This window comes from Arsukibacterium sp. (assembly GCF_033721375.1).
In the GTDB taxonomy this organism is placed as follows: Bacteria; Pseudomonadota; Gammaproteobacteria; order Enterobacterales; family Alteromonadaceae; genus Alishewanella.
Map to the genome: position 1 here is coordinate 87,623 of NZ_JAWWAP010000005.1, position 21,380 is coordinate 109,002.

Here is a 21,380-nt window from a genome sequence, read left to right on the forward strand (position 1 = left end):
GGCCGGAGGATAGGTATAATGCCGGCCGTTGTTAATTTGCTCCGGATTTACGGTCCGGCGTTGCAAGAGGTAAACTATGTACGTTGTTGCTGCTTTATATAAATTTGTCAATTTGCCTGACTATCAGGATCTGCGCCAGCCATTATATGATGTGATGGCAGATAACGGCGTTAAAGGTACTTTATTGCTGGCTGCAGAGGGTATTAATGGCACTATCTGTGGTTTGCGCCAGGGTATTGATGCCGTTAATCAGTGGTTTGCTGCCGATCCCCGCTTTGCTAATCTCAGTTACAAAGAATCTTTTGCTGAAGAGCCGGCGTTTTACCGCACTAAAGTAAAGCTGAAAAATGAAATTGTCACTATGGGCGTCGACGGCATTAATCCGGCCCATATTGTCGGTACCTATGTGAAAGGCGAGGCCTGGAATCAGCTGATTAGCGATCCGGACACTTTGCTGATAGACACCCGCAATGATTATGAAGTGGCGATTGGTACCTTCAAAAATGCCGTTAACCCCGATACCACCACTTTCCGTGAGTTTCCGGCGTGGGCAGCCGAGAACCTGGATAAACACAAACATAAAAAGGTTGCAATGTTTTGTACCGGTGGTATCCGCTGTGAAAAATCGACCGCTTTTTTGAAAGAGCAGGGGTTTGAAGAGGTTTATCATCTGGATGGCGGTATTTTAAAGTATCTGGAAGAAATGCCTGCTGAGCAAAGTTTATGGCAGGGCGAATGTTTTGTCTTTGACCAGCGCGTTGCGGTTAAACATGGCCTGGAGCAGGGCAGTTATGATCAGTGCTATGCCTGCCGGATGCCATTATCCGCAACGGAAATGCAGTCTGAGCACTATATTAAAGGGCTGAGCTGTCCGCATTGCTTTGATAAAACGACCGATGAGCAAAAAGCGGCGTTTGCCGAAAGGCAAAAGCAGGTGGCGTTGGCGCAAGCACGTGGTGATAAACATATCCGGGATGGCAAACTGGATAATTAGCTAATCAGTTAGTAACCATTCTATTAATTAGATACATCCAACGCTTAAAATGCAATTTTAATTCTTTTTAGTTGAGCTATCCTTTGTTGTATCAGGAGGGTAGCATGCTAACTAATTCCTTAAGCCGCTATGGCATAATCAGTATTATTTTTCACTGGCTGGTTGCCGTTAGTGTTTTCATCATGTTTACGCTTGGCTACTGGATGGTCGATCTTACCTATTACAGCAGCTGGTACCGCCTTGCACCGTGGTGGCATAAAAGCATTGGTGTATTGCTGTTTGCCGTGGTTATGCTGCGACTACTGTGGAAAACGTTCAATATTACCCCATTACCTGTCAGCACACATAGTTTGCTGGAACAACGTCTTGCCAGGCTTGCTCATCTGTTACTTTATCTGCTGTTAGTCGCAGTGATGTTATCCGGTTATCTGATTTCTACCGCCGATGGCCGTGCCATTGCCGTATTTGACTGGTTTAGCTTACCCGGCGCCGGTGAATTATTTACCGGACAAGCTGATATAGCAGGCGTTTTTCATCAGTATCTGGCTTATACGCTAATTGGTTTGAGTCTGCTGCATACCGCAGCTGCTCTGAAGCATCATTTTATTGATAAAGACGTTACCCTGAAACGTATGTTTGGGCATTCTGCCCGTTAAAATCGCATCAAAACGAGGAGTTTAAATATGAAAAAACTGATACTCGCAGTCGCTGCCACCTTAGGGTTGAGCTTTGGCATTCATGCCGCCGATTACAAAATTGATACCGAAAACGCGCATGCTTTCATTCATTTTAAGATAAGTCATTTAGGCTTCAGCTGGCTGCATGGCCGTTTTAATACGTTTGAAGGCCAGTTCAGTTATGACGCAGACAAGCTGACGGATTCTCAAGTTAATATTGTGATAGACACCAGTAGCATTGATTCAAATCATGCTGAGCGTGATAAACATCTGCGCAGTGCAGACTTTTTAAATGTCAGTGAACACCCGCAGGCAACTTTTAAAAGTACCCGTGTTGTTGCCACTGATGACGGCAGTTTTAATTTACACGGCGATCTGACCCTCAATGGCATCACCAGGGGTATCGTTATTTCGGCCAGGAAAATAGGAGAGGGTAATGATCCCTGGGGCGGCTTTCGGACCGGGTTCAGCGGTAACACCTCTTTTGAACTGAAAGATTTCGGTATAAATTATGATTTGGGACCGGCATCTTCCAGAGTTTATCTGGAACTGGATGTTGAAGGGATCCGCCAATAACAGCGTCTGCATTTAATAACATAAATAAGCTGATTGCTGGTGACCTATTGTTACAACGGTGTCGCCAGCTGCAGCTTAACCTGATCTTTTAAATTCATAAAATCTTCGTCCGCACTGGTTGTGTTAACGATGTCGTCAAATAATAATTCTGCCCTTGCTTCACTCCCGGACAGCATAAATAACTGCACTAACCGCAATTTTGCCCAGTTTAAACGGCTTTGATCAGTATTATTGTAATAGCCTATGTATTCGGACAGCGCCGTTATCCCCTCTAACACGTTATTATTAGTTAGCACTGCCAGACGGCCCACCTGATACAGCGCACTGTAGCGTTGGCTCGGCTTTATACTGTGTTCAGCAGTTTTACTGTAAATTTGTTGAGCCACAAGGTAGGCGTCCTGCCGGGCCAGAATGCTGGCTTTAACGGCCAGTAAATCTGGTTGGGTAGGTGTCGCTGTCAGATGTTTATCAATTAGCGCTACCGCTTCACTCAACCGTTCCTCCAGGATCAGGATCTGGATCCGGGCCAGTGCGCCTTGTAACGGGTTCAGCGCCGCCAGAATAGTTGCCTGTTCCGCAGCCAGTTCTTTACTGCCACCAGCTGTCGCAGGCGCTGTCTGGTAAAAGCTGATCAGGGCATGTTGTGCCGGATAATTATGGGGATCAATGGTGACTGCCTGCATCATTAGCTGCAAACCGTCACTGGTTCGCTGGCGGGCATTAAATATATTACCGCCGGAGGCAAGTACAATTTTATTAATTCCGGCAAGATAAAGCAGTTCGCTGTGCAGAGGGTGTGCCGTGATCAGCTGATTTAACAGTGTATTGGCTTCTTCACGCTGGCGTAAATTAAACATAGCCTGAACATAAAAGGCCGCTGAATCGGGATTTTGTTGAAGGGATGGTTGCTGCTCCATTGCAGAAACAATCTTCCGGTATTGAGCTTGTTCAAACCAGCTGTTCAGCTGTTCTACTTCTAATGAAAAAGCTGAAAAACTGAACAATAACAACCCGAAAAACGCTATCTTCATTGTAACCAACCTTCCGGCATTAAATACCCGGTTAGTGTGCGATATTACGATAGAAAACACCAGTAGCTCAGGGAATTTCAATTTTGATATCCGTAACAGGAACGCTACAACAAGGTAAAAACTCGCCATGGCGGACAAATGCCAGCGGTTCATGCAAATACTGGATACGACCTGATATCAGTTTACAGCGGCAAGCACCGCAATAACCTTCCCGGCACTGGTAACTGACATCCTGTTGTTGTTCGAGGCTTTGCAGAATAGTAGGCTGGCTGCCGTCAAAATTGATGGCAGCATGATCGGCAACTATGATCTGTGGCATAACCGCTTAGAGATCGAAGTCGCCAAACTCAGTCCCATCAACTTCATTGTCTATCTGCCCAACCAGATAGGAGCTGATTTCAGACTCCTGCGGGGCAACCTGGACATTATCTGACACCAGCCAGGCGTTAATCCACGGAATAGGGTTTTGGGTGGTGCTGAAGCGGGCTTTTAAACCTACCGCCTGCATCCTGCTATTGGTAATATATTCTACATACTGACACAGAATATCCTTATTCAGGCCAATCATTGAGCCGTCCTTAAATAAATACTGGGCCCATTCTTTTTCCTGCTCTGCCGCTTTTTGAAAAATGGCATAAGCCTGCTCTTCACATTCCCGGGCAATCTCGGCCATTTGCGGGTCATCTTCTCCGGCGGCCATTATATTCAGAATGTGCTGAGTGCCGGTAAGGTGCAGTGCTTCGTCGCGGGCGATAAGTTTTATAATTTTTGCATTGCCTTCCATCAGTTCGCGCTCAGCAAAAGCAAAACTACAGGCAAAACTGACATAAAAGCGGATTGCTTCCAGCACATTAACCGACAGCATGCACAGATACAGCCGTTTTTTCAGCTCACGCAGGGTGATACTTTCAGTCTGACCATTAATCTGATGATCGCCCTCGCCACAGCGCTGATAAAGATTTATACCGTCGATCAGGCTGTCATAGTAGCGGGTGACATCATCTGCACGCTCCAGAATTTTTTCATTAAGCATAATGTCGTCAAATACTTTATGCGGCTCTGACGTAATATTGCGCACAATATGGGTATAACTGCGACTGTGGATAGTCTCGCTGAATGCCCAGGTTTCAATCCAGGTTTCCAGCTCAGGAATTGACACTATCGGTAAAAATGCCACATTCGGTGAGCGACCCTGTACTGAGTCAAGCAAGGTCTGATACTTCAGATTGCTGAGGAAAATATGTTTTTCATGTTCAGGCAGGTTTTGAAAGTCTATCCGGTCTTTACTGACGTCGATTTCTTCCGGCCGCCAGAAGAAACTCAGCTGCTTTTCAATCAGCTTCTCAAAAATAGGGTACTTTTGCTGATCATAACGTGACACATTGACAGCATTACCAAAGAACATCGGCTCTTTCAGTTGATTGTTAATTTCGCGATTAAAAGTGGTATACGCCATTGCTGTAAATATCCTGATTAAAAACCTGTTGTTACTACGCTGTGCTGACGCACAGCGATGACTGTTCCGTGTTAAATTTTGCAGGCCCCGCCGGCACAGCCGTCGTCTTCCTGCTCAGGTTTAATATCTTCCTGCATATCAGCCGCACCGTCCCGGGTGTTGTGGTAATACATGGTTTTTACCCCCAGCTTATATGCGGTAAGCAGGTCTTTCAGTAACAGCTTCATCGGTACCCGGCCACCTTCATATTTATTAGGATCATAATTGGTATTCGCTGAAATGGTCTGATCGACAAACTTCTGCATTATTGCCACTAGGCTCAGATAACCGTCATTGGATGGAATATCCCACAGCAATTCATACTGGTGCTTTAACCGCTCATACTCAGGCACCACTTGTTTCAGGATCCCGTCTTTACTGGCTTTTACACTGATATGACCGCGTGGTGGCTCAATACCGTTGGTTGCATTGGAAATTTGCGATGACGTCTCTGATGGCATTAGCGCTGATAAGGTTGAGTTACGCAGACCAAATTGCAGAATGTCTTTACGTAATTGCTCCCAATCCAGCTGCAGCGGTTCCGCACACACTTTATCAAGATCTTTTTTGTAGCTGTCGATAGGTAAGATACCTTCGGCATAGGTTGTTTCATTAAACTTAGGGCAGGGGCCTTGCTCCTTTGCCAGTTTGTTTGATGCTTTTAACAGATAGTACTGAATGGCTTCAAAGGTGCGGTGAGTTAAGCCATTGGCCGAGCCATCAGAATATTTAACACCATTTTTTGCCAGATAATAGGCATAGTTAATAACCCCGACACCAAGGGTACGGCGACTGATGGAGGCGTGGTAGGCAGCCGGAATAGGGTAGTCCTGATAATCCAGTAAGCTGTCCAGTGAGCGTACCGCCAACTCGGCCAGTTCTTCCAGCTCATTAAGCTCAGTAATTGCGCCAAGGTTAAACGCTGACAAGGTACAAAGCGCAATTTCACCGTTTGGATCGTTAACATGCTCCAGCGGTTTGGTCGGCAGGGCAATTTCCAGACACAGGTTACTCTGGCGTACTGGCGCCAGCTTCGGGTTAAACGGGCTGTGGGTATTACAGTGATCGACGTTCTGCAAATAGATTCGGCCGGTGCTGGCCCGCTCCTGCATAAACAAGGTAAATAACTCTAATGCCTTAATCCGTTTTTTACGAATGCTGCTGTCAGCTTCGTATTTGACATACAGCTTATCAAACTGTTCCTGATCCTGGAAAAACGCATCATATAAGCCGGGCACATCTGACGGGCTGAACAGGGTAATGTAATCATCTTTAATTAACCGGGTATACATCAGCCGATTAAATTGCACGCCGTAATCTAAATGGCGCACCCGGTTCTCTTCCACCCCACGATTATTTTTCAGCACCAGCAGCGATTCCACTTCAAGATGCCACAGCGGGAAGAACAAGGTTGCCGCACCGCCTCGCACGCCGCCTTGTGAGCAGCTTTTTACTGCTGTCTGAAAGTGCTTATAAAATGGAATACAGCCGGTATGGAAGGCTTCACCGTTACGAATTGGGCTGCCCAGAGCGCGAATACGGCCCGCATTGATACCAATACCAGCCCGCTGTGAAACATATTTAACGATGGCACTGGAGGTGGCATTAATGGAATCCAGGCTGTCACCACATTCGATCAATACGCAGGAACTGAACTGACGGGTCGGGGTACGCACACCTGACATAATCGGCGTTGGCAGCGACAATTTAAACATTGAGGTCGCATCGTAAAACCGACGGACAAAATCTAAGCGGGTACTCTTCGGGTAATTGGCAAACAGGCAGGCAGCCACCAGGATATATAAAAACTGAGCGCTTTCATATATTTCTCCGCTTACCCGGTTTTGTACCAGATATTTACCTTCCAGTTGCTTAACAGCAGCATAACTGAAGTTTAAATCGCGGCTATGATCGATAAAACTATTGATGGTTTCCAGCTCTTCCCGGCTGTAGTCGGCCAGAATATGCTGATCATAGCGCTTGGCTTCAACCATTTTCACCAGATGATCATATAAATGCGGTGGCTCAAACTGACCATAGGCCTTTTTACGTAAGTGGAAAACGGCAAGGCGGGCGGCCAGATACTGATAATCCGGGCTGTCTTTTGAAATCAGATCGGCTGCAGCTTTAATAATGGTTTCATGAATATCCGCCGATTTAATACCATCATAAAACTGAATATGAGATTTCAGTTCAACCTGAGATACTGACACATTATGTAAGCCCTCTGCGGCCCAGGTAATTACCCGGTGAATTTTATCCAAATCGAGGGGTTCACGGCGTCCGTCACGTTTAGTGACAAAAAGATTTTGCGTCATCGCTGAAGAGTTCCGTTTCAATAGTTATTATTAACTGACAGCCCGTTAGCGCACGGCCCGTTACACGCACCTGATTGCTGGCGTTTTGCACAACATATAGGTGTAAATTAAAAACTGATCACAAGATAGTGTGGATTGGGGGCTTTTGCAAGGGTGCTGTCTGCTGAAAAAAAAACCGCAATCACGGTCGGTTAGTAGCTACTAACCTGTTAACGCCTGCCATAGAAAAAGCATATCTGAAGCAAGCTTTTTCTTCGGTATAAAATTATTTGTTCTAAGCAGCTTCTTTTAAGTGCAACTGGCTATTTGGCAGGCATCAGTACCGGCAAGACTGCGATTTAACCGGTAACTGAAACCTGTCGTGCTTCAGGCAGTCACAGCGTTAGGCGTCAGCGGGTTTACGGGCTACCACAAAATAATTGACATCCAAACCAGGACCGGTCTTAAAGCTGTTGTTCAAAGGGTTAAAATGCAGGCCGGTAGCATCGACCAGTTCCAGCCCTGCTTGCTCAATATCACGCATTAATTGCGAGGGCCGGATAAACTTGCTGAATTGATGGGTACCTTTGGGTACCAGGCGCAGAATATATTCGGCACCAACAATTGCCATGGCATAGGCTTTTACCGTTTTATTGATGGTAGAGAAAAACAGTAAGCCACCGGGTTTGGCCAAATCAGCACAGGCCTGCACCACTGAGGCCGGCTCAGGAACATGTTCGAGCATTTCCATGCAGGTTACGATATCAAACGCCGCGGGCTTAGTGGCGGCAAAGTCTTCTGCTGTGTGCTGCAGATAATTAAGGTTAACCGCTGATTCCAGAGCATGCAGCCTGGCCACCGCCAGCGCATCGTCAGCCATATCAATGCCGGTTACCTCGGCACCACTGCGCGCCAGGCTTTCTGCCAGAATACCGCCGCCACAGCCAACATCGACTACTGATTTACCAAATACGCCGCCTGCGATATCACTGATATAACCCAGCCGGGTCGGGTTTAGCAGATGTAACGGTTTAAATTCACCATCCTGATCCCACCAGCGGGCGGCAATATCATTAAATTTCGCAATTTCAGCTGGATCAACATTTGTATTTTGTGTCATGGTTCAGGCCTTGGAAAATTTTTGCCATTATAAAGCCTTGATCTGTTTCAGCAAATAGCAGACAGATTCTGGCATGCATAACAGGCATGGCAACTGCCATTTTATGTGGTAGAATCCTGCGTTGTCTCGCGCTCTATAACATCGAAAAAAGCGAGTTATCTATCTGATTTAAGGGAAATTAGCGTTTTATGACAGATCTGGCCAAAGAAATAGTTCCGATTAATATCGAAGAGGAATTAAAAAACTCCTACCTCGATTACGCCATGAGCGTAATTGTTGGCCGGGCTTTACCCGATGTAAGGGACGGTTTAAAGCCTGTTCACCGTCGCGTTCTGTTTGCCATGAAGGAACTGGGCAACGACTGGAACAAGGCTTATAAAAAGTCTGCCCGGGTTGTCGGTGACGTTATCGGTAAATACCACCCGCATGGTGACAGTGCGGTATACGACACGATCGTCCGGATGGCGCAGCCGTTTTCATTGCGTTATATGCTGGTGGATGGTCAGGGTAACTTCGGTTCTATTGATGGTGATTCTGCTGCAGCAATGCGTTATACCGAAGTCAGAATGGCCCGGATTGCTCATGAATTGCTGGCCGACTTAGATAAAGAAACCGTTGATTTTGTGCCCAACTATGATGGCACCGAGCAAATCCCCGCTGTACTGCCAACCAAGATCCCGAACCTGCTGATTAACGGCTCTTCCGGTATTGCTGTTGGTATGGCAACTAATATTCCGCCGCACAACCTGAACGAAGTCATTGATGGTTGTCTGGCACTGATTGCCAACCCGGATATTGAGCTGCATGAACTGATGCAATTTATTCCGGGTCCGGATTTCCCTACTGCTGCTATTATCAATGGCCGCAAAGGCATTGAAGAAGCCTACCGTACCGGCCGCGGCAAGGTATATATCCGCAGTAAAACCTGTATTGAAACAGACGAAAAAACCGGTCGCGAGACGATTATCGTCAACGAATTACCGTATCAGGTTAACAAAGCCCGTTTAATTGAAAAAATTGCGGAGCTGGTTAAAGAAAAACGAATTGAAGGTATTTCTGCGCTGCGTGATGAGTCAGATAAAGACGGTATGCGTATCGTCATTGAACTGAAACGCGGCGAATCGTCAGATGTCATGCTGAACCAGTTATATTCCAACACCCAGATGCAAACGGTGTTTGGTATTAACATGGTGGCGCTGGATGATGGCCAGCCTAAATTGCTTAGCCTGAAGCAAATGCTGGAATGCTTCGTATTGCATCGGCGGGAAGTCGTCACCCGTCGTACCGTCTACGACTTACGCAAAGCGCGGGACCGTGCCCATATCCTGGAAGGCCTGGCAATTGCGCTGGCCAACATTGATGAAATTATCGAACTGATTAAAACCTCAGCCAGCCCGGCAGAAGCTAAAGCGGGTTTAGTTGAACGTGGTTGGCAGTTAGGTGATGTCAGTGCCATGTTAGAGCGCTCTGGCAAAGATGCAGCCCGGCCAGAGTGGCTGGAAGCGCATTTTGGTATTCGGGATAATCTGTATTTCTTAACAGAACAACAGGCGCAGGCCATTCTTGATTTACGACTGCATAAGCTGACCGGCTTAGAGCATGAAAAAATCCTCGACGAATACAAACAGCTGTTAGAGCTGATTGCCGAATTACTGCATATTCTGGGTAGTCCGGAACGCTTAATGGAAGTGATTTGTGAAGAGTTAGAGGCCGCCAAAGCTCAGTATGGCGACGCACGTCGCACCGATATCCAGGACAATATGCTGGATATCAATATGGAAGACTTAATTACCGAGGAGGACGTGGTAGTAACCCTGTCACACCTTGGTTATGCCAAGTATCAGCCTTTGTCTGATTACGAAGCGCAGCGCCGCGGCGGTAAAGGAAAAGCAGCCACTACGGTTAAAGACGAAGACTTTGTCGACAAGCTGCTGGTTGCCAGTACCCATGACACTATCCTCTGCTTCTCTAACCGTGGCCGGCTGTACTGGATGAAAGTTTATCAGTTACCACTGGCCAGCCGCACTGCGCGGGGCAAGCCCATCGTCAACCTGCTGCCACTGGAACAGGGTGAACGGATTAACGCGATATTACCGGTTCGTGAATACGAAGAAGGCAAATACGTGTTTATGGCTACCGCCAACGGTACCGTTAAGAAAACTGCGCTGACCGATTACTCGCGGCCGCGGGCCAACGGCATTATTGCTGTTAACCTGAACGAAGGCGATCACCTGATTGGCGTAGATATTACTGATGGCAGCAATGAAATTATGCTGTTCTCAGATGATGGCAAAGTGGTGCGCTTTACCGAAGATCAGGTTCGTGGCATGGGCCGCACTGCTACCGGTGTTCGTGGTATCCGCTTACGTGAAGGCGGCTCCGTGGTCTCACTGATCATTCCGAAAGGCGATGGTGCGGTACTGACAGTCACCGAAAATGGCTACGGCAAACGGACAGCGTTAACTGAGTACCCTGCGAAAAGCCGGGCAACCCAGGGTGTGGTGTCCATTAAAGTATCAGAGCGTAATGGTTTGGTTGTTGGCGCCGTGCAGGTAAGTGAAACCGATGAAATTATGATGATTTCTAACCGTGGCACCCTGGTACGTACCCGTGTTAAGGAAGTATCCGAGGTCGGTCGCAACACCCAGGGCGTTATTCTGATCCGCACCCAGGAGCAGGAGAAAGTCGTTGGCGTGGCGAAGGTCGATGAAATTCAGGAGCAGGATTTACCCGCAGATACTGATGCCGGTGCAGAGTTAGCCCCGACCAGTGCAGAGGTTGCCGGCCCTGATCTGCAGGACAGCCAGTTAGCTCAGGATAACGACACTGAGCAGTCATAATTCATCCAAAGACGGGCGCATTAGCGCTCGTTTTTTTTAGCGGATTATTGATCGTTTCTGGTTTTTGTATTTACTGATAAATATTTTTGAGAGCCTAATAATGACCACCTTTAATTTTTGTGCCGGTCCGGCCATGTTACCTGCGGCCGTCATGCAGCAAGCACAGCAGGAGTTTATCAACTGGCAGCAACAGGGGTGCTCGGTGATGGAAATCAGCCATCGCAGTAAGCCGTTCATTAACGTAGCAGCAGAAGCCGAGCAGGATTTACGTGATTTACTCCATATTCCCGCCAATTATAAAGTACTGTTTATGCATGGCGGTGGCCGCGGCCAGTTCTCTGCCGTGCCGCTTAATCTGTTCAATGCTGCTAGTAGTAACGGCAAAAATGCAGCGGATTATATCGTTTCCGGCGCCTGGTCTAAGGCCGCGGTTGAAGAAGGTCACAAATACGGCAAATTAGCGGTGCAGGATATCCGCCAGAAAACAGACGACAACCTGCGCAGTGTAGTTGATCCTGCTAACTGGCAACTTAACAGTAAAGCAGCCTTTGTCCATTGTTGTCCGAATGAAACGGTTGATGGCGTTGAGTTCACTAATCTACCACAAACCAATGTTCCCATTGTTGCCGATCTATCATCGACCATTTTATCGCGTCCTATCGACGTCAGCCGCTATGGCGTTATCTATGCCGGCGCCCAGAAAAATATCGGCCCATCGGGATTAACCCTGGCTATAGTCCGGGAGGATTTATTACCACAAGTGAATGCGGCTATTCCGGCAGTGCTGGACTACCGACTGGCTGCAGAGAACGACAGCATGTTTAATACGCCGCCAACTTTTGCCTGGTATCTGGCGGGGCTGGTGTTTAAATGGCTGAAACAACAGGGCGGCGTAACCGAAATGGCAACGCGTAACCAAGAAAAGGCAAGCTTACTCTATGATTATATTGATAAAAGTGATTTTTACAGCAATGACGTCGTTAAAGCGTATCGCTCGTGGATGAATGTGCCTTTCTTCCTGGCCGATGAGCGTCTGAACGACATGTTTGTCGAGCAGGCGCAGTTGCATGGTTTGCTGGCTTTAAAAGGTCACCGGATGGTCGGCGGTATGCGTGCCAGTATTTATAATGCAATGCCGCTGGAGGGCGTACAAACGCTGGTCAGCTTTATGCAGGAATTTGAGCGGGTGAACGGATGAAGACGTTAACCCTTAATCCCATTAGCAAAGTGGCCGGTGAAGTACATCTGCCGGGTTCAAAGAGCATCTCTAACCGGGTATTACTTTTGGCCGCATTGGCAGAAGGCACAACCCAAATTACTAATTTGCTCGATAGCGATGATATTAAGCACATGCTTAATGCCTTAACGGCACTTGGTATCAGTTATAAATTATCTGATTGTCGCAGTAAATGTGAGGTACGTGGTATTGGCGGGCTTTTTAACCATCCGCATGCCCTGACAATGTTTCTGGGGAACGCCGGCACAGCAATGCGGCCATTAACTGCTGCTTTGGCAGCGTCCAATGTCAATGTAACCCTGACCGGCGAGCCACGGATGTACGAGCGGCCAATTGGTCATCTGGTCGATGCATTGCGCCAATGGCAGGCAGATATTCGTTATATTGGCAGCGAAAAGTATCCGCCATTGCAGATTCAAGGCAAGCCGCTGCAGGGCGGTAGCATGCAGATTGATGGCAGTATCTCCAGCCAGTTCTTAACAGCCGTATTAATGGTAGCGCCGTTGCTGAGCGGGGACAGTGAGATTGAAATCATCGGCGAGCTGGTCTCCAAACCGTACATTGATATTACTCTGGCATTGATGCAACGCTTTGGCGTGACAGTCCAAAATGAAGATTATAAGCGCTTTATTATCGGCGGCTCTCAGCAATATCGCTCGCCCGGTAGCTGGTTGGTTGAAGGCGATGCGTCATCTGCCTCTTATTTTCTTGCGGCGGCGGCGATTAAAGGTGGCAGTATTAAAGTTACCGGTATTGGTAAACATGCCGTGCAAGGCGATATTCACTTTGCCGATGCGCTTGAAGCAATGGGGGCTGAGGTCGAATGGGCCGATGACTACATTAAGGTAACGCGTAACACGCTGACAGGCATTGACCGTGATTACAATGCGATACCTGATGCGGCCATGACCATTGCCACTACCGCATTGTTTGCCAAAGGACCGACTGTGATAAGGAACGTCTATAACTGGCGGGTAAAAGAAACCGACCGGTTAGCTGCGATGGCTACCGAGCTTCGAAAAGTAGGAGCCGAAGTGGAAGAAGGCCATGATTATCTGAAGATAACCCCGCCCGAGATGCTAAAACACGCCAGTATTGCCACTTACAATGACCATAGAATGGCCATGTGTTTTTCGTTGGTGGCTCTTAGCGATACACCGGTAACCATTGAAGACCCTGATTGCACTGCCAAAACCTTTCCCGGCTATTTTGCGCTGTTCCAGAGCCTGCAAGCGTAAATTCTCTGCTCAGGCTAAGGTGCAGTCGTTCTGACTGCGCCTTAGCCTGCATCTTTATCGCAACTAAACACAGCTTTTGTCGCAAAAACCTGTATAATATGGCGGTTTTAAAATTTGAATTAGCAAATAAATGGGTTTTAGGAGGTAGGATGCCGCAACATGCACCAGTAATTACCATAGACGGTCCGGGAGGCTCAGGTAAAGGCACCTTAAGCCGTTTACTGGCTCAGAAGTTAGGGTGGCAATTACTTGACAGTGGCGCTATCTACCGGGTTCTGGCACTGGCAGCAATGCATCATCAGATTGCTGCTGACGACGAAGAGGCATTACAACCCCTTGCTGCACACCTGGATGTTCAGTTCAGCGCAGACGAGCAGGGTAATACCAGAGTCACGCTGGAAGGCGAAAATGTATCGCATACAATTCGCACTCAGGAAGTTGCTGATGTAGCATCAAAAATTGCCTCGCTACCAAGAGTTCGCGAGGCACTGTTACGGCGGCAGAGAGCGTTTGCCGAGTCACCAGGTCTGGTGGCAGATGGTCGCGATATGGGCACCGTGGTGTTTCCCCAGGCAGAAGTTAAAATATTTTTAACAGCTGACCCTGCAGAACGCGCCAACCGTAGATATTTAGAGTTGAAACAAAAGGGCCTGGATGTTAACATCGACGACCTTTTGAACGAAATCCAGGCTCGTGATGAGCGGGATATGAATCGGGCAACAGCACCTTTAAAGCCTGCTGCCGATGCCTATATGCTGGATTCGACCAATAAATCCATTGAACAAGTGTTGGAAGAGGTACTTAACCATATCAACAGCAAGCCGCTGTTGAACGCTGGTTAATCACTACGACAACATTTTGGACAGCCGGTAACAAGGATTGTTGCGGGTAAACTTAGCAACCCCATAACGCATGATGCGAAGTGGAGCACTTAACTGAAAAAGTGACTATGACTGAAAATTTTGCACAATTATTTGAGGAAAGCCTCAAGACCATCGAAACCCGCCCGGGTGCCATTGTAAAAGGTACCGTTGTTGCTGTTCTGAAAGACGTTGTTATGGTTGACGCCGGTCTTAAATCAGAAGCTGCGATCCCTGTTGAGCAGTTCAAATCGTTGAGCGGTGAAATCGAAGTTAGCGTTGGCGACATCATTGACGTAGCGTTAGATGCTATTGAAGATGGTTTCGGTGAGACCTTGTTATCTCGTGAAAAAGCTAAGCGCCATGAAGCCTGGGTTCGCCTGGAAAAAGCTTGCGAAGATAAAGAAACTGTTATCGGTGTTATTACTGGTAAAGTTAAAGGTGGTTTTACGGTTGAAGTCGACGGTATTCGTGCCTTCCTGCCAGGTTCATTAGTAGATGTCCGTCCGGTACGTGACACTTTACACCTGGAAAACAAAGAACTTGAATTCAAAGTTATCAAGCTGGATCAGAAACGTAACAACGTGGTTGTTTCACGTCGTGCGGTTATTGAGTCAGAAAGCAGCCAGGAACGTGATCAGCTGTTAGAAACCTTAGAAGAAGGCATGGAAGTTAAAGGTATCGTTAAGAACCTGACTGACTACGGTGCGTTCGTAGATTTAGGTGGCGTAGACGGCTTACTGCATATCACTGATATGGCATGGAAGCGCGTTAAGCACCCAAGTGAAATTGTAAATGTTGGCGATGAAATTCCAGTTAAAGTACTGAAATTTGACCGCGAGAAGCAACGTGTATCATTAGGCCTGAAGCAAATGGGTGAAGATCCATGGGCGGCTATTGCCTCACGTTACCCAGAAGGTGCCCGCATCACTGGTCGCGTAACCAACTTAACCGACTACGGTTGCTTCGTTGAAATTGAAGAAGGCGTTGAAGGTCTGGTTCACGTTTCAGAAATGGACTGGACTAACAAGAACATTCACCCATCTAAAGTGGTTAACTTAGGTGACACTGTTGAAGTAATGGTACTGGAAATTGACGAAGAACGTCGTCGTATTTCTTTAGGCCTGAAACAGTGTAAAGCTAACCCGTGGGAAGAGTTTGCCAAAGGCTTTAACAAAAACGATCGCGTAAGCGGTAAGATCAAGTCAATCACTGACTTCGGTATCTTTATCGGCTTGGACGGCGGCATTGATGGCCTGGTTCACTTATCTGACATCAGCTGGAATGCTACCGGCGAAGAGGCAGTACGTGAGTTCAAGAAAGGCGACGAAGTACACGCAGTTGTGTTACAAGTTGACCCTGAGCGCGAGCGTATTTCTTTAGGTATCAAACAACTGGATGAAGATCCGTTCAATGGTTACCTTGCTGACAACAAAAAAGGTGCTATCGTTAAAGGTGAAGTTACTGCCGTTGACGCTAAAGGCGCTGCTGTAATGTTAGAAGGTGGCGTTGAAGGTTACATCCGGGTTTCTGATATCGCACGTGAGCGGATTGAAGATGCCTCGACAGTACTGAAAGTAGGCGAAGAAGTTGAAGCTCGTTTAATGGGTGTTGATCGCAAAAATCGCGTTATCAGCCTGTCAATCAAAGCGAAATTCGAAGCTGAAGAAAAAGAAGCTATGGATACCGTTAATACCAAGCAGCAAGAAGCTGACTTCGGTGGTAACGCTATGGCTGAAGCATTTAAAGCTGCACAGAAGCAGGATTAATTGCTGGCAAGGCAGGGGGCATCTGCCCCTTGCTTTATCATTTGGGTTTTGCAGGAGGGTCTATGACCAAGTCTGAATTGATTGAAAAATTAGCAACCGATTTCCCGCATATTCAAGTCAAGGATGTCGAAGCATCTGTTAAAGAAATTCTGGAACAGATGGCCCAGTCATTGTCATCGAATGAACGTATCGAAATTCGTGGTTTTGGCAGCTTTTCACTGCATTATCGCGCTCCCCGGATTGGTCGCAATCCAAAAACCGGTGATAAAGTTGAATTAGACGGTAAACATGTACCGCACTTTAAACCTGGTAAAGAATTACGCGATCGGGTAAAAGATAATACCTGATCTCTAATCAGGTCAATTGCAGTAAACGGAGAGTCTTTTGAGCAAATTACTGTATCTGATACTGATTTTTGCTTTTCTGGTGGTAGGTTTTGTATTTGGTGCCATCAACCAGCAGCTGACTGACGTCCATTTTCTTGTTGTAAAACTGCAACTGCGCGTGGTTGATATTGCCATTATTTTCCTGATAACCGGCGTCGTATTAGGCTTATTGATTGCGGCCTGGTTAAGTATGGCCCGGCGCACTAAAAACTGGTTTAAACCCACCGCTGAGAAAACCTGACTTTATGTTGGAACTGCTATTTTTGTTACTGCCTGTTGCCGCTGCGTACGGTTGGTTTATGGGCAGAAATAGCGTTAAACATACTGAGTTAAAAGATCGCGCCAGCGTTACCCGCAACCTGTCTTCTGGTCTCAACTTTTTGCTGACAGATCAGGAAGACAAAGCCATTGAGCAGTTGCTCGAATTACTGGATATTGAAGCCGCCACTATTGAAACCTATCTGGCGCTGGCAAATTTGTTCAGACGCAAAGGCGATTGGGACAAGGCTATCCGCATTCATGAGAAATTACATCAGCTGAAACTGCCTAAACCACAAGCACATCAAATTCAGTATGAGCTTGCGAAAGACTATTTTTCTGCCGGACTGTACGACAGAGCTGAAAGCCTTGCCACTCCTTTAGTAAACACCACACGCTGGCGTGAACCGGCGCTGAAACAATTGTTCAGTATTTTTACTGCCAGTCATGACTGGCATAAAGCACTGGCACTGGAAACTGACGTTAGTAACAGTCAGTCACGCTCGTTAAAAATTGCGTTGGCCAATATGGCCGTCGAGGCCATGCAGGACCAACCCGACATTAAACGGCTGCAACAGTTGGTAGATAACAACCCGCTGGCTATCCGTCCGCGTTTTGCTCAGGCGCAGTTTTATCTGGCAAAAGAGCAGGGCGATCAGGCAAAAATTCCGTTACTTAGTATTATCAAGCAAAAGCCACAATGGAGTGCCGAGGTTTTACCGCTGCTGCAGCAATGTGAGTTCAGCGGTGATCAGTGGTATCAGTTACTCAGCCAGCTGGCGAATAAACAACACAATGTGACAGCCAGTGGTTTACTGGCTGATTGGCTGGCTGAGCACGGGTCGGCGACAGCCGCAGAACAGTTTTTGCTGGATAAGTTACAGCAGCAACCCAGTATCCGCTTATTTCAGAAGTTATTACAGGTGCGCCAACATCAGTCGACAGCGGCCGCCGAAGCCTTGCAGTCAGTCGAAGAGCTGGTGCAGGCGTATCTTGCCAACAAAGTATTATATAGTTGCCGCAATTGCGGTTTTAAAACCCGTCAGCAATACTGGTTATGTCCATCATGCCAGCAATGGGAAACAGTAGAGCCCATTACCGGAATTGACGGCCGATAGTATACTACCTGCGTAGAAGGAACACCGATGTCTTGTAAAACCCCTGTTGTCGTTGCGCTTGATTATGCCAATCAGACTGAAGCCCTTAATTTAGTAGCGCAACTAGACCCGGCACTGTGTCGCTTAAAGGTCGGCAAGGAAATGTTTACTCATTTTGGGCCGGCTTTTGTCACAGAGCTGCAGCAACGACAGTTTGAAGTGTTTCTCGATCTGAAGTTTCATGATATTCCGCACACGGTAGCTAAAGCTGTACAAGCTGCGGCTGATCTGGGCGTGTGGATGGTTAATGTCCATGCCAGTGGCGGCAGTAAAATGATGACTGCAGCCCGTGAAGCCATTCAGTGTTACGGCATCAATAAACCAAAACTAATCGCGGTGACTGTGCTGACCAGCATGGAGCAGGAAGATTTAACTGAACTGGGTATCAACCTGAGCCCGGCGCAGCAGGTTACCAAACTGGCAGCACTGGCTGCAGCAAGTGGCTTAGATGGCGTAGTATGCTCTGCGCAGGAAGCGGTTGCATTAAAACAGCAATTTGGTAATAATTTTCAATTAGTTACTCCCGGCATTCGTCCTGCCAGCAGCAGTGCGGATGATCAGAAGCGTATAATGACGCCGGCTGCAGCGGTTAAAGCTGGCGTTGATTATCTGGTAATTGGCCGGCCAATCACTCAGGCCACGTCGCCGCTGGTGGCATTACAAGCCGTGGTTAACGAAATTATTAACGCCAGAACTTAGTATTTAAAAATAACAGGAGGTTTTTTTGGATGCGATAAACCTCTCTATTTTAATTGGCGGGTTATTATTTTTCGTCAGTATTATTGCTACACTGATATCGGCGCGCCTCGGTGCGCCTATGCTATTGATATTTCTTATCATAGGCATGATTGCCGGTGAAGATGGTATTGTCGGCATCCAGTTTGATGATCCGCAAACGGCCTTTCTGATCGGTTCTATAGCCCTGGTAATTATTCTGTTTGACGGCGGGATGCGCACTCATCCGGAACGATTCCGGGTGGCTCTGGCACCGGCATCAATGCTGGCCACCTTAGGTGTTGTTATTACCTGCGGGGTAGTGGGGCTGTCAGCCGCATACCTGTTAAATCTCTCTATTATTGAAGGCCTGCTGTTAGGTGCCATTTTAAGCTCTACCGATGCTGCTGCGGTATTTTCGATATTCCAGTCACAACGGCTCAGAATTAAACAACGGGTTGCTTCTACCCTGGAAATTGAGTCCGGTAGTAATGATCCGATGGCGGTAATGCTGACCCTGACGCTGGTTAGTGTACTGGCGCAGGATGCCAAACTGGACTGGCTGGTGCTGTTGTCATTTTTACAGCAGGCGGTGGTTGGCGGCGCTATGGGATATGGAGCAGGGCGGGTGTTCGTTTTTTTATGTCGCAAACTGCCACTTAGTTTCGCATTTTTTCCGTTGCTGGCCGTTGCCAGCAGCATTTTTATTTATGCTATTACCAACAGTTTTGGCGGTAGTGGTTTTCTGGCGGTATATTTGATGGGCTATCTGGTCGGTAATGCCAGGTTGCCGCAAATTATTCATATTCTCAGAATGCACGATGGCTTGGCCTGGATAAGTCAGATTAGTATGTTTCTGATGCTGGGTTTGTTGGTCGTGCCGACTAACTTAAAAGAACATTTGGTCGATGCATTAATACTGGCAGGTATTCTGATTTTTATTGCCAGGCCTTTAGCGGTACTAGTAAGTTTAATTCCATTTCGATTTCCGATAAAAGATCAAATATTTATCAGTTGGGTTGGTTTACGTGGCGCGGTGCCGATTATTCTGGCTCTGTTTCCCTGGCTGGCCGGTGTTCCGAATGAGCATTTGTATTTCGATGTAGCCTTTGTCGTGGTTATTGTATCTTTGGTCCTGCAAGGCTGGACCCTGGTACCGGTAGCCCGCTGGTTAAAACTGGAAGTACCGGGTGAAGTAGAGCCGGATCAGGCAATGCCGCTTGATGCAATTCCCAGCAAAGACGTGATGGAAGTGTTGGCTTTTAACGTTGAGGAGCAATCTCCAATCCGCGGCGTTTGCTGGCATGACTTAAAATTCAGTGTGGCGGTGCAGTTTCTGGGGATTATTCGTGACGGTGAATGGCAATTACCCGATAAAGAACCGGTATTTAACAGCCGCGATACCGTGATGGTACTGGCCAAATTGAAAGACGTGAAAAAAATAAGTGAAGTGCTGGCCAGCGAAGCAGATACTTCTGGTTTAAGTAACAGCAATTTCTTTGGTGATTTTGTATTAAATGGCGAAGTCAGCCTTGCCGATTTAGATGCATTTTATACCATCAATATGGCAGATCAGAATAAACAGCAAAGCTTGTCATCCTATATCAGCGAACGGTTTCACCGGCGGGTGGTTATCGGTGATCAGGTTCGGCTTGATCAGCTGGTACTGACAGTGCGGGAGCTGGACGAAAATGGCCTGATAACCCAGGTTGGTATTAAGGCGGTAGAAGCCTGACCGGTTAATTTAACAATGCTAGGGTTTAAACGGGCTGGGCTATATAGTTTGCGCTGATGATAAACTGAGTGAGTACAGGATTATACTGAAAGTTCCACTTTGACCGTCCGCCAGCATTACACTGATATGACTGACATCGGCCAGACTAAGCGCCGGCAGGTTAGCGACCAGCCGGCCGCGATAACGGCCAGAAAAGTCAGCAGGTTTAAAATAGTAATTTTGCATATCTATAGCACTGTTAAACTCGGCGACATAAGCCACACCTTGCGCAAGAAACGGCGTTTTTAGCCGTAACTGATATTGTCTGCCATCAGCGGCGATGTGCAATTTAATGCTGCGATAAATGGGCGAAGGTAACGCTGCGGCAAGTTTAAATTCTGCAGAAGCAAAGCCACCATTATTGGCCAGTGACAAATTACCAAAAAAGCGCAGGCCTGCAGGTTCCGATACTGGTTTGATACCGCCGGTTGAGCGTCCACCCATAACGGTATCGTGAATTAGCTGTACCGAACTAAAATCCTCAGGATTATAAAATTCGAGCATTACAGTGCCAGGCAGTTCATTGGCTGACTTAGTCAAGGATTCAGATTTAGCATTCATGGTACTAAGCCCGGATAAGATAAATAAAACATAGGTTAGTAAAATTTTCATAATGATTTTCGCTGCACAGCACCAGTAGTTTACGTTAAGGTCTCAGTAAACTGTACGGCCAGTGTCACTTTTCAGATCGTATTGCAAAAATCGGCCAACATTATCAGTGTTCACATTATAAATTAAGGTAGTTTATAACCCTACCATCCACAAATACTTAATAGCCACTAATGTATATTATGTTAAATCGAATTATCTACCGTTTAATCATTTGGAATTTCATATGTAGCAAGCAACCATCATGTTTTCAGTCGCTCCTGCTGATAAAACTGGTAATAGCGTCGTCTAATCTGTTGTAACATGTTCGTTTTTACCAAGCTGAATTTTAAGCTATGTCGATACGAT

19 protein-coding genes are annotated in these 21,380 nt (G+C 47.0%); 13 read left to right on the plus strand and 6 right to left on the minus strand.

The window, feature by feature from the left end; translation table 11 throughout:
- Window positions 1-76: 76 nt before the first annotated feature.
- From R3187_RS08945 to R3187_RS08955, 3 genes are all read left to right on the plus strand, one after another.
- Window positions 77-994, plus strand: coding sequence for a rhodanese-related sulfurtransferase (locus R3187_RS08945; protein ID WP_318966415.1), 918 nt, complete (start codon window positions 77-79; stop codon window positions 992-994).
- A 104-nt stretch (window positions 995-1,098) separates the two neighbouring features.
- Window positions 1,099-1,650: a cytochrome b gene (locus tag R3187_RS08950; RefSeq protein ID WP_318966416.1), complete on the plus strand. Its 552-nt coding sequence runs from the start codon at window positions 1,099-1,101 to the stop codon at window positions 1,648-1,650.
- A gap of 27 nt (window positions 1,651-1,677) precedes the next feature.
- The gene (locus R3187_RS08955) at window positions 1,678-2,247 is read left to right on the plus strand and encodes a YceI family protein (protein WP_318966418.1); all 570 of its coding nucleotides are present in this window, start codon (window positions 1,678-1,680) and stop codon (window positions 2,245-2,247) included.
- Between the two features lie 50 nt (window positions 2,248-2,297).
- On the opposite strand, the gene R3187_RS08960 is transcribed toward R3187_RS08955, so the two are convergent.
- The 5 genes from R3187_RS08960 to ubiG all read right to left on the minus strand — a co-directional run bounded on the left by R3187_RS08960 (window position 2,298) and on the right by ubiG (window position 8,190).
- Window positions 2,298-3,359 (minus strand): hypothetical protein, encoded by a 1,062-nt coding sequence (locus tag R3187_RS08960; protein ID WP_318966420.1) that lies wholly within the window; start codon window positions 3,357-3,359, stop codon window positions 2,298-2,300.
- Window positions 3,346-3,597 (minus strand): class I ribonucleotide reductase maintenance protein YfaE, encoded by a 252-nt coding sequence (gene yfaE / locus R3187_RS08965; RefSeq protein ID WP_318966422.1) that lies wholly within the window; start codon window positions 3,595-3,597, stop codon window positions 3,346-3,348. Before yfaE ends, R3187_RS08960 begins: the two co-directional genes overlap by 14 nt.
- Before the next feature lie 6 nt (window positions 3,598-3,603).
- Window positions 3,604-4,734: a class Ia ribonucleoside-diphosphate reductase subunit beta gene (gene nrdB / locus R3187_RS08970; protein ID WP_318966424.1), complete on the minus strand. Its 1,131-nt coding sequence runs from the start codon at window positions 4,732-4,734 to the stop codon at window positions 3,604-3,606.
- A 71-nt stretch (window positions 4,735-4,805) separates the two neighbouring features.
- A complete protein-coding gene (nrdA, locus tag R3187_RS08975; RefSeq protein WP_318966426.1) occupies window positions 4,806-7,091 on the minus strand; it encodes a class 1a ribonucleoside-diphosphate reductase subunit alpha in 2,286 nt (761 codons plus the stop codon).
- Between the two features lie 382 nt (window positions 7,092-7,473).
- Window positions 7,474-8,190, minus strand: a complete 717-nt coding sequence (gene ubiG / locus R3187_RS08980; protein WP_318966429.1) for a bifunctional 2-polyprenyl-6-hydroxyphenol methylase/3-demethylubiquinol 3-O-methyltransferase UbiG — start codon at window positions 8,188-8,190, stop codon at window positions 7,474-7,476.
- A gap of 188 nt (window positions 8,191-8,378) precedes the next feature.
- Between ubiG and gyrA the strand changes: the two genes are divergently transcribed.
- The 10 genes from gyrA (at window position 8,379) to R3187_RS09030 (ending at window position 20,384) form a co-directional block, all read left to right on the plus strand.
- On the plus strand, window positions 8,379-11,030 hold the full coding sequence (gyrA, locus tag R3187_RS08985; RefSeq protein ID WP_318966430.1) for a DNA topoisomerase (ATP-hydrolyzing) subunit A: 2,652 nt from the start codon (window positions 8,379-8,381) through the stop codon (window positions 11,028-11,030).
- A gap of 97 nt (window positions 11,031-11,127) precedes the next feature.
- Window positions 11,128-12,228 (plus strand): 3-phosphoserine/phosphohydroxythreonine transaminase, encoded by a 1,101-nt coding sequence (serC, locus tag R3187_RS08990; protein ID WP_413229020.1) that lies wholly within the window; start codon window positions 11,128-11,130, stop codon window positions 12,226-12,228.
- Window positions 12,225-13,505, plus strand: coding sequence for a 3-phosphoshikimate 1-carboxyvinyltransferase (gene aroA / locus R3187_RS08995; RefSeq protein ID WP_318966434.1), 1,281 nt, complete (start codon window positions 12,225-12,227; stop codon window positions 13,503-13,505). The genes serC and aroA overlap by 4 nt, the downstream gene beginning before the upstream one ends.
- 149 nt (window positions 13,506-13,654) lie before the next feature.
- Window positions 13,655-14,347, plus strand: coding sequence for a (d)CMP kinase (cmk, locus tag R3187_RS09000; protein ID WP_318966435.1), 693 nt, complete (start codon window positions 13,655-13,657; stop codon window positions 14,345-14,347).
- 107 nt (window positions 14,348-14,454) lie between these two features.
- Window positions 14,455-16,134: a 30S ribosomal protein S1 gene (gene rpsA, locus R3187_RS09005; RefSeq protein WP_290616024.1), complete on the plus strand. Its 1,680-nt coding sequence runs from the start codon at window positions 14,455-14,457 to the stop codon at window positions 16,132-16,134.
- Window positions 16,135-16,196: 62 nt separating this feature from the next.
- On the plus strand, window positions 16,197-16,481 hold the full coding sequence (gene ihfB / locus R3187_RS09010) for an integration host factor subunit beta (RefSeq protein ID WP_217669596.1): 285 nt from the start codon (window positions 16,197-16,199) through the stop codon (window positions 16,479-16,481).
- A gap of 37 nt (window positions 16,482-16,518) precedes the next feature.
- Window positions 16,519-16,761: a DUF1049 domain-containing protein gene (locus R3187_RS09015; protein ID WP_318966438.1), complete on the plus strand. Its 243-nt coding sequence runs from the start codon at window positions 16,519-16,521 to the stop codon at window positions 16,759-16,761.
- 58 nt (window positions 16,762-16,819) lie between these two features.
- Window positions 16,820-17,896, plus strand: a complete 1,077-nt coding sequence (locus R3187_RS09020) for an N-acetylglucosaminyl transferase (protein ID WP_318966439.1) — start codon at window positions 16,820-16,822, stop codon at window positions 17,894-17,896.
- A gap of 27 nt (window positions 17,897-17,923) precedes the next feature.
- Window positions 17,924-18,634 carry an orotidine-5'-phosphate decarboxylase gene (gene pyrF, locus R3187_RS09025; RefSeq protein WP_318966441.1) on the plus strand — a complete coding sequence of 237 codons (711 nt, stop codon included), beginning with the start codon at window positions 17,924-17,926 and terminating at the stop codon, window positions 18,632-18,634.
- Window positions 18,635-18,659: 25 nt separating this feature from the next.
- Window positions 18,660-20,384: a potassium/proton antiporter gene (locus tag R3187_RS09030; protein ID WP_318966442.1), complete on the plus strand. Its 1,725-nt coding sequence runs from the start codon at window positions 18,660-18,662 to the stop codon at window positions 20,382-20,384.
- 39 nt (window positions 20,385-20,423) lie between these two features.
- Here the strand turns inward: R3187_RS09030 and R3187_RS09035 are convergent, their stop codons facing one another.
- Window positions 20,424-21,035 carry a CIA30 family protein gene (locus tag R3187_RS09035; RefSeq protein ID WP_318966444.1) on the minus strand — a complete coding sequence of 204 codons (612 nt, stop codon included), beginning with the start codon at window positions 21,033-21,035 and terminating at the stop codon, window positions 20,424-20,426.
- Between the last annotated feature and the right edge of the window lie 345 nt (window positions 21,036-21,380).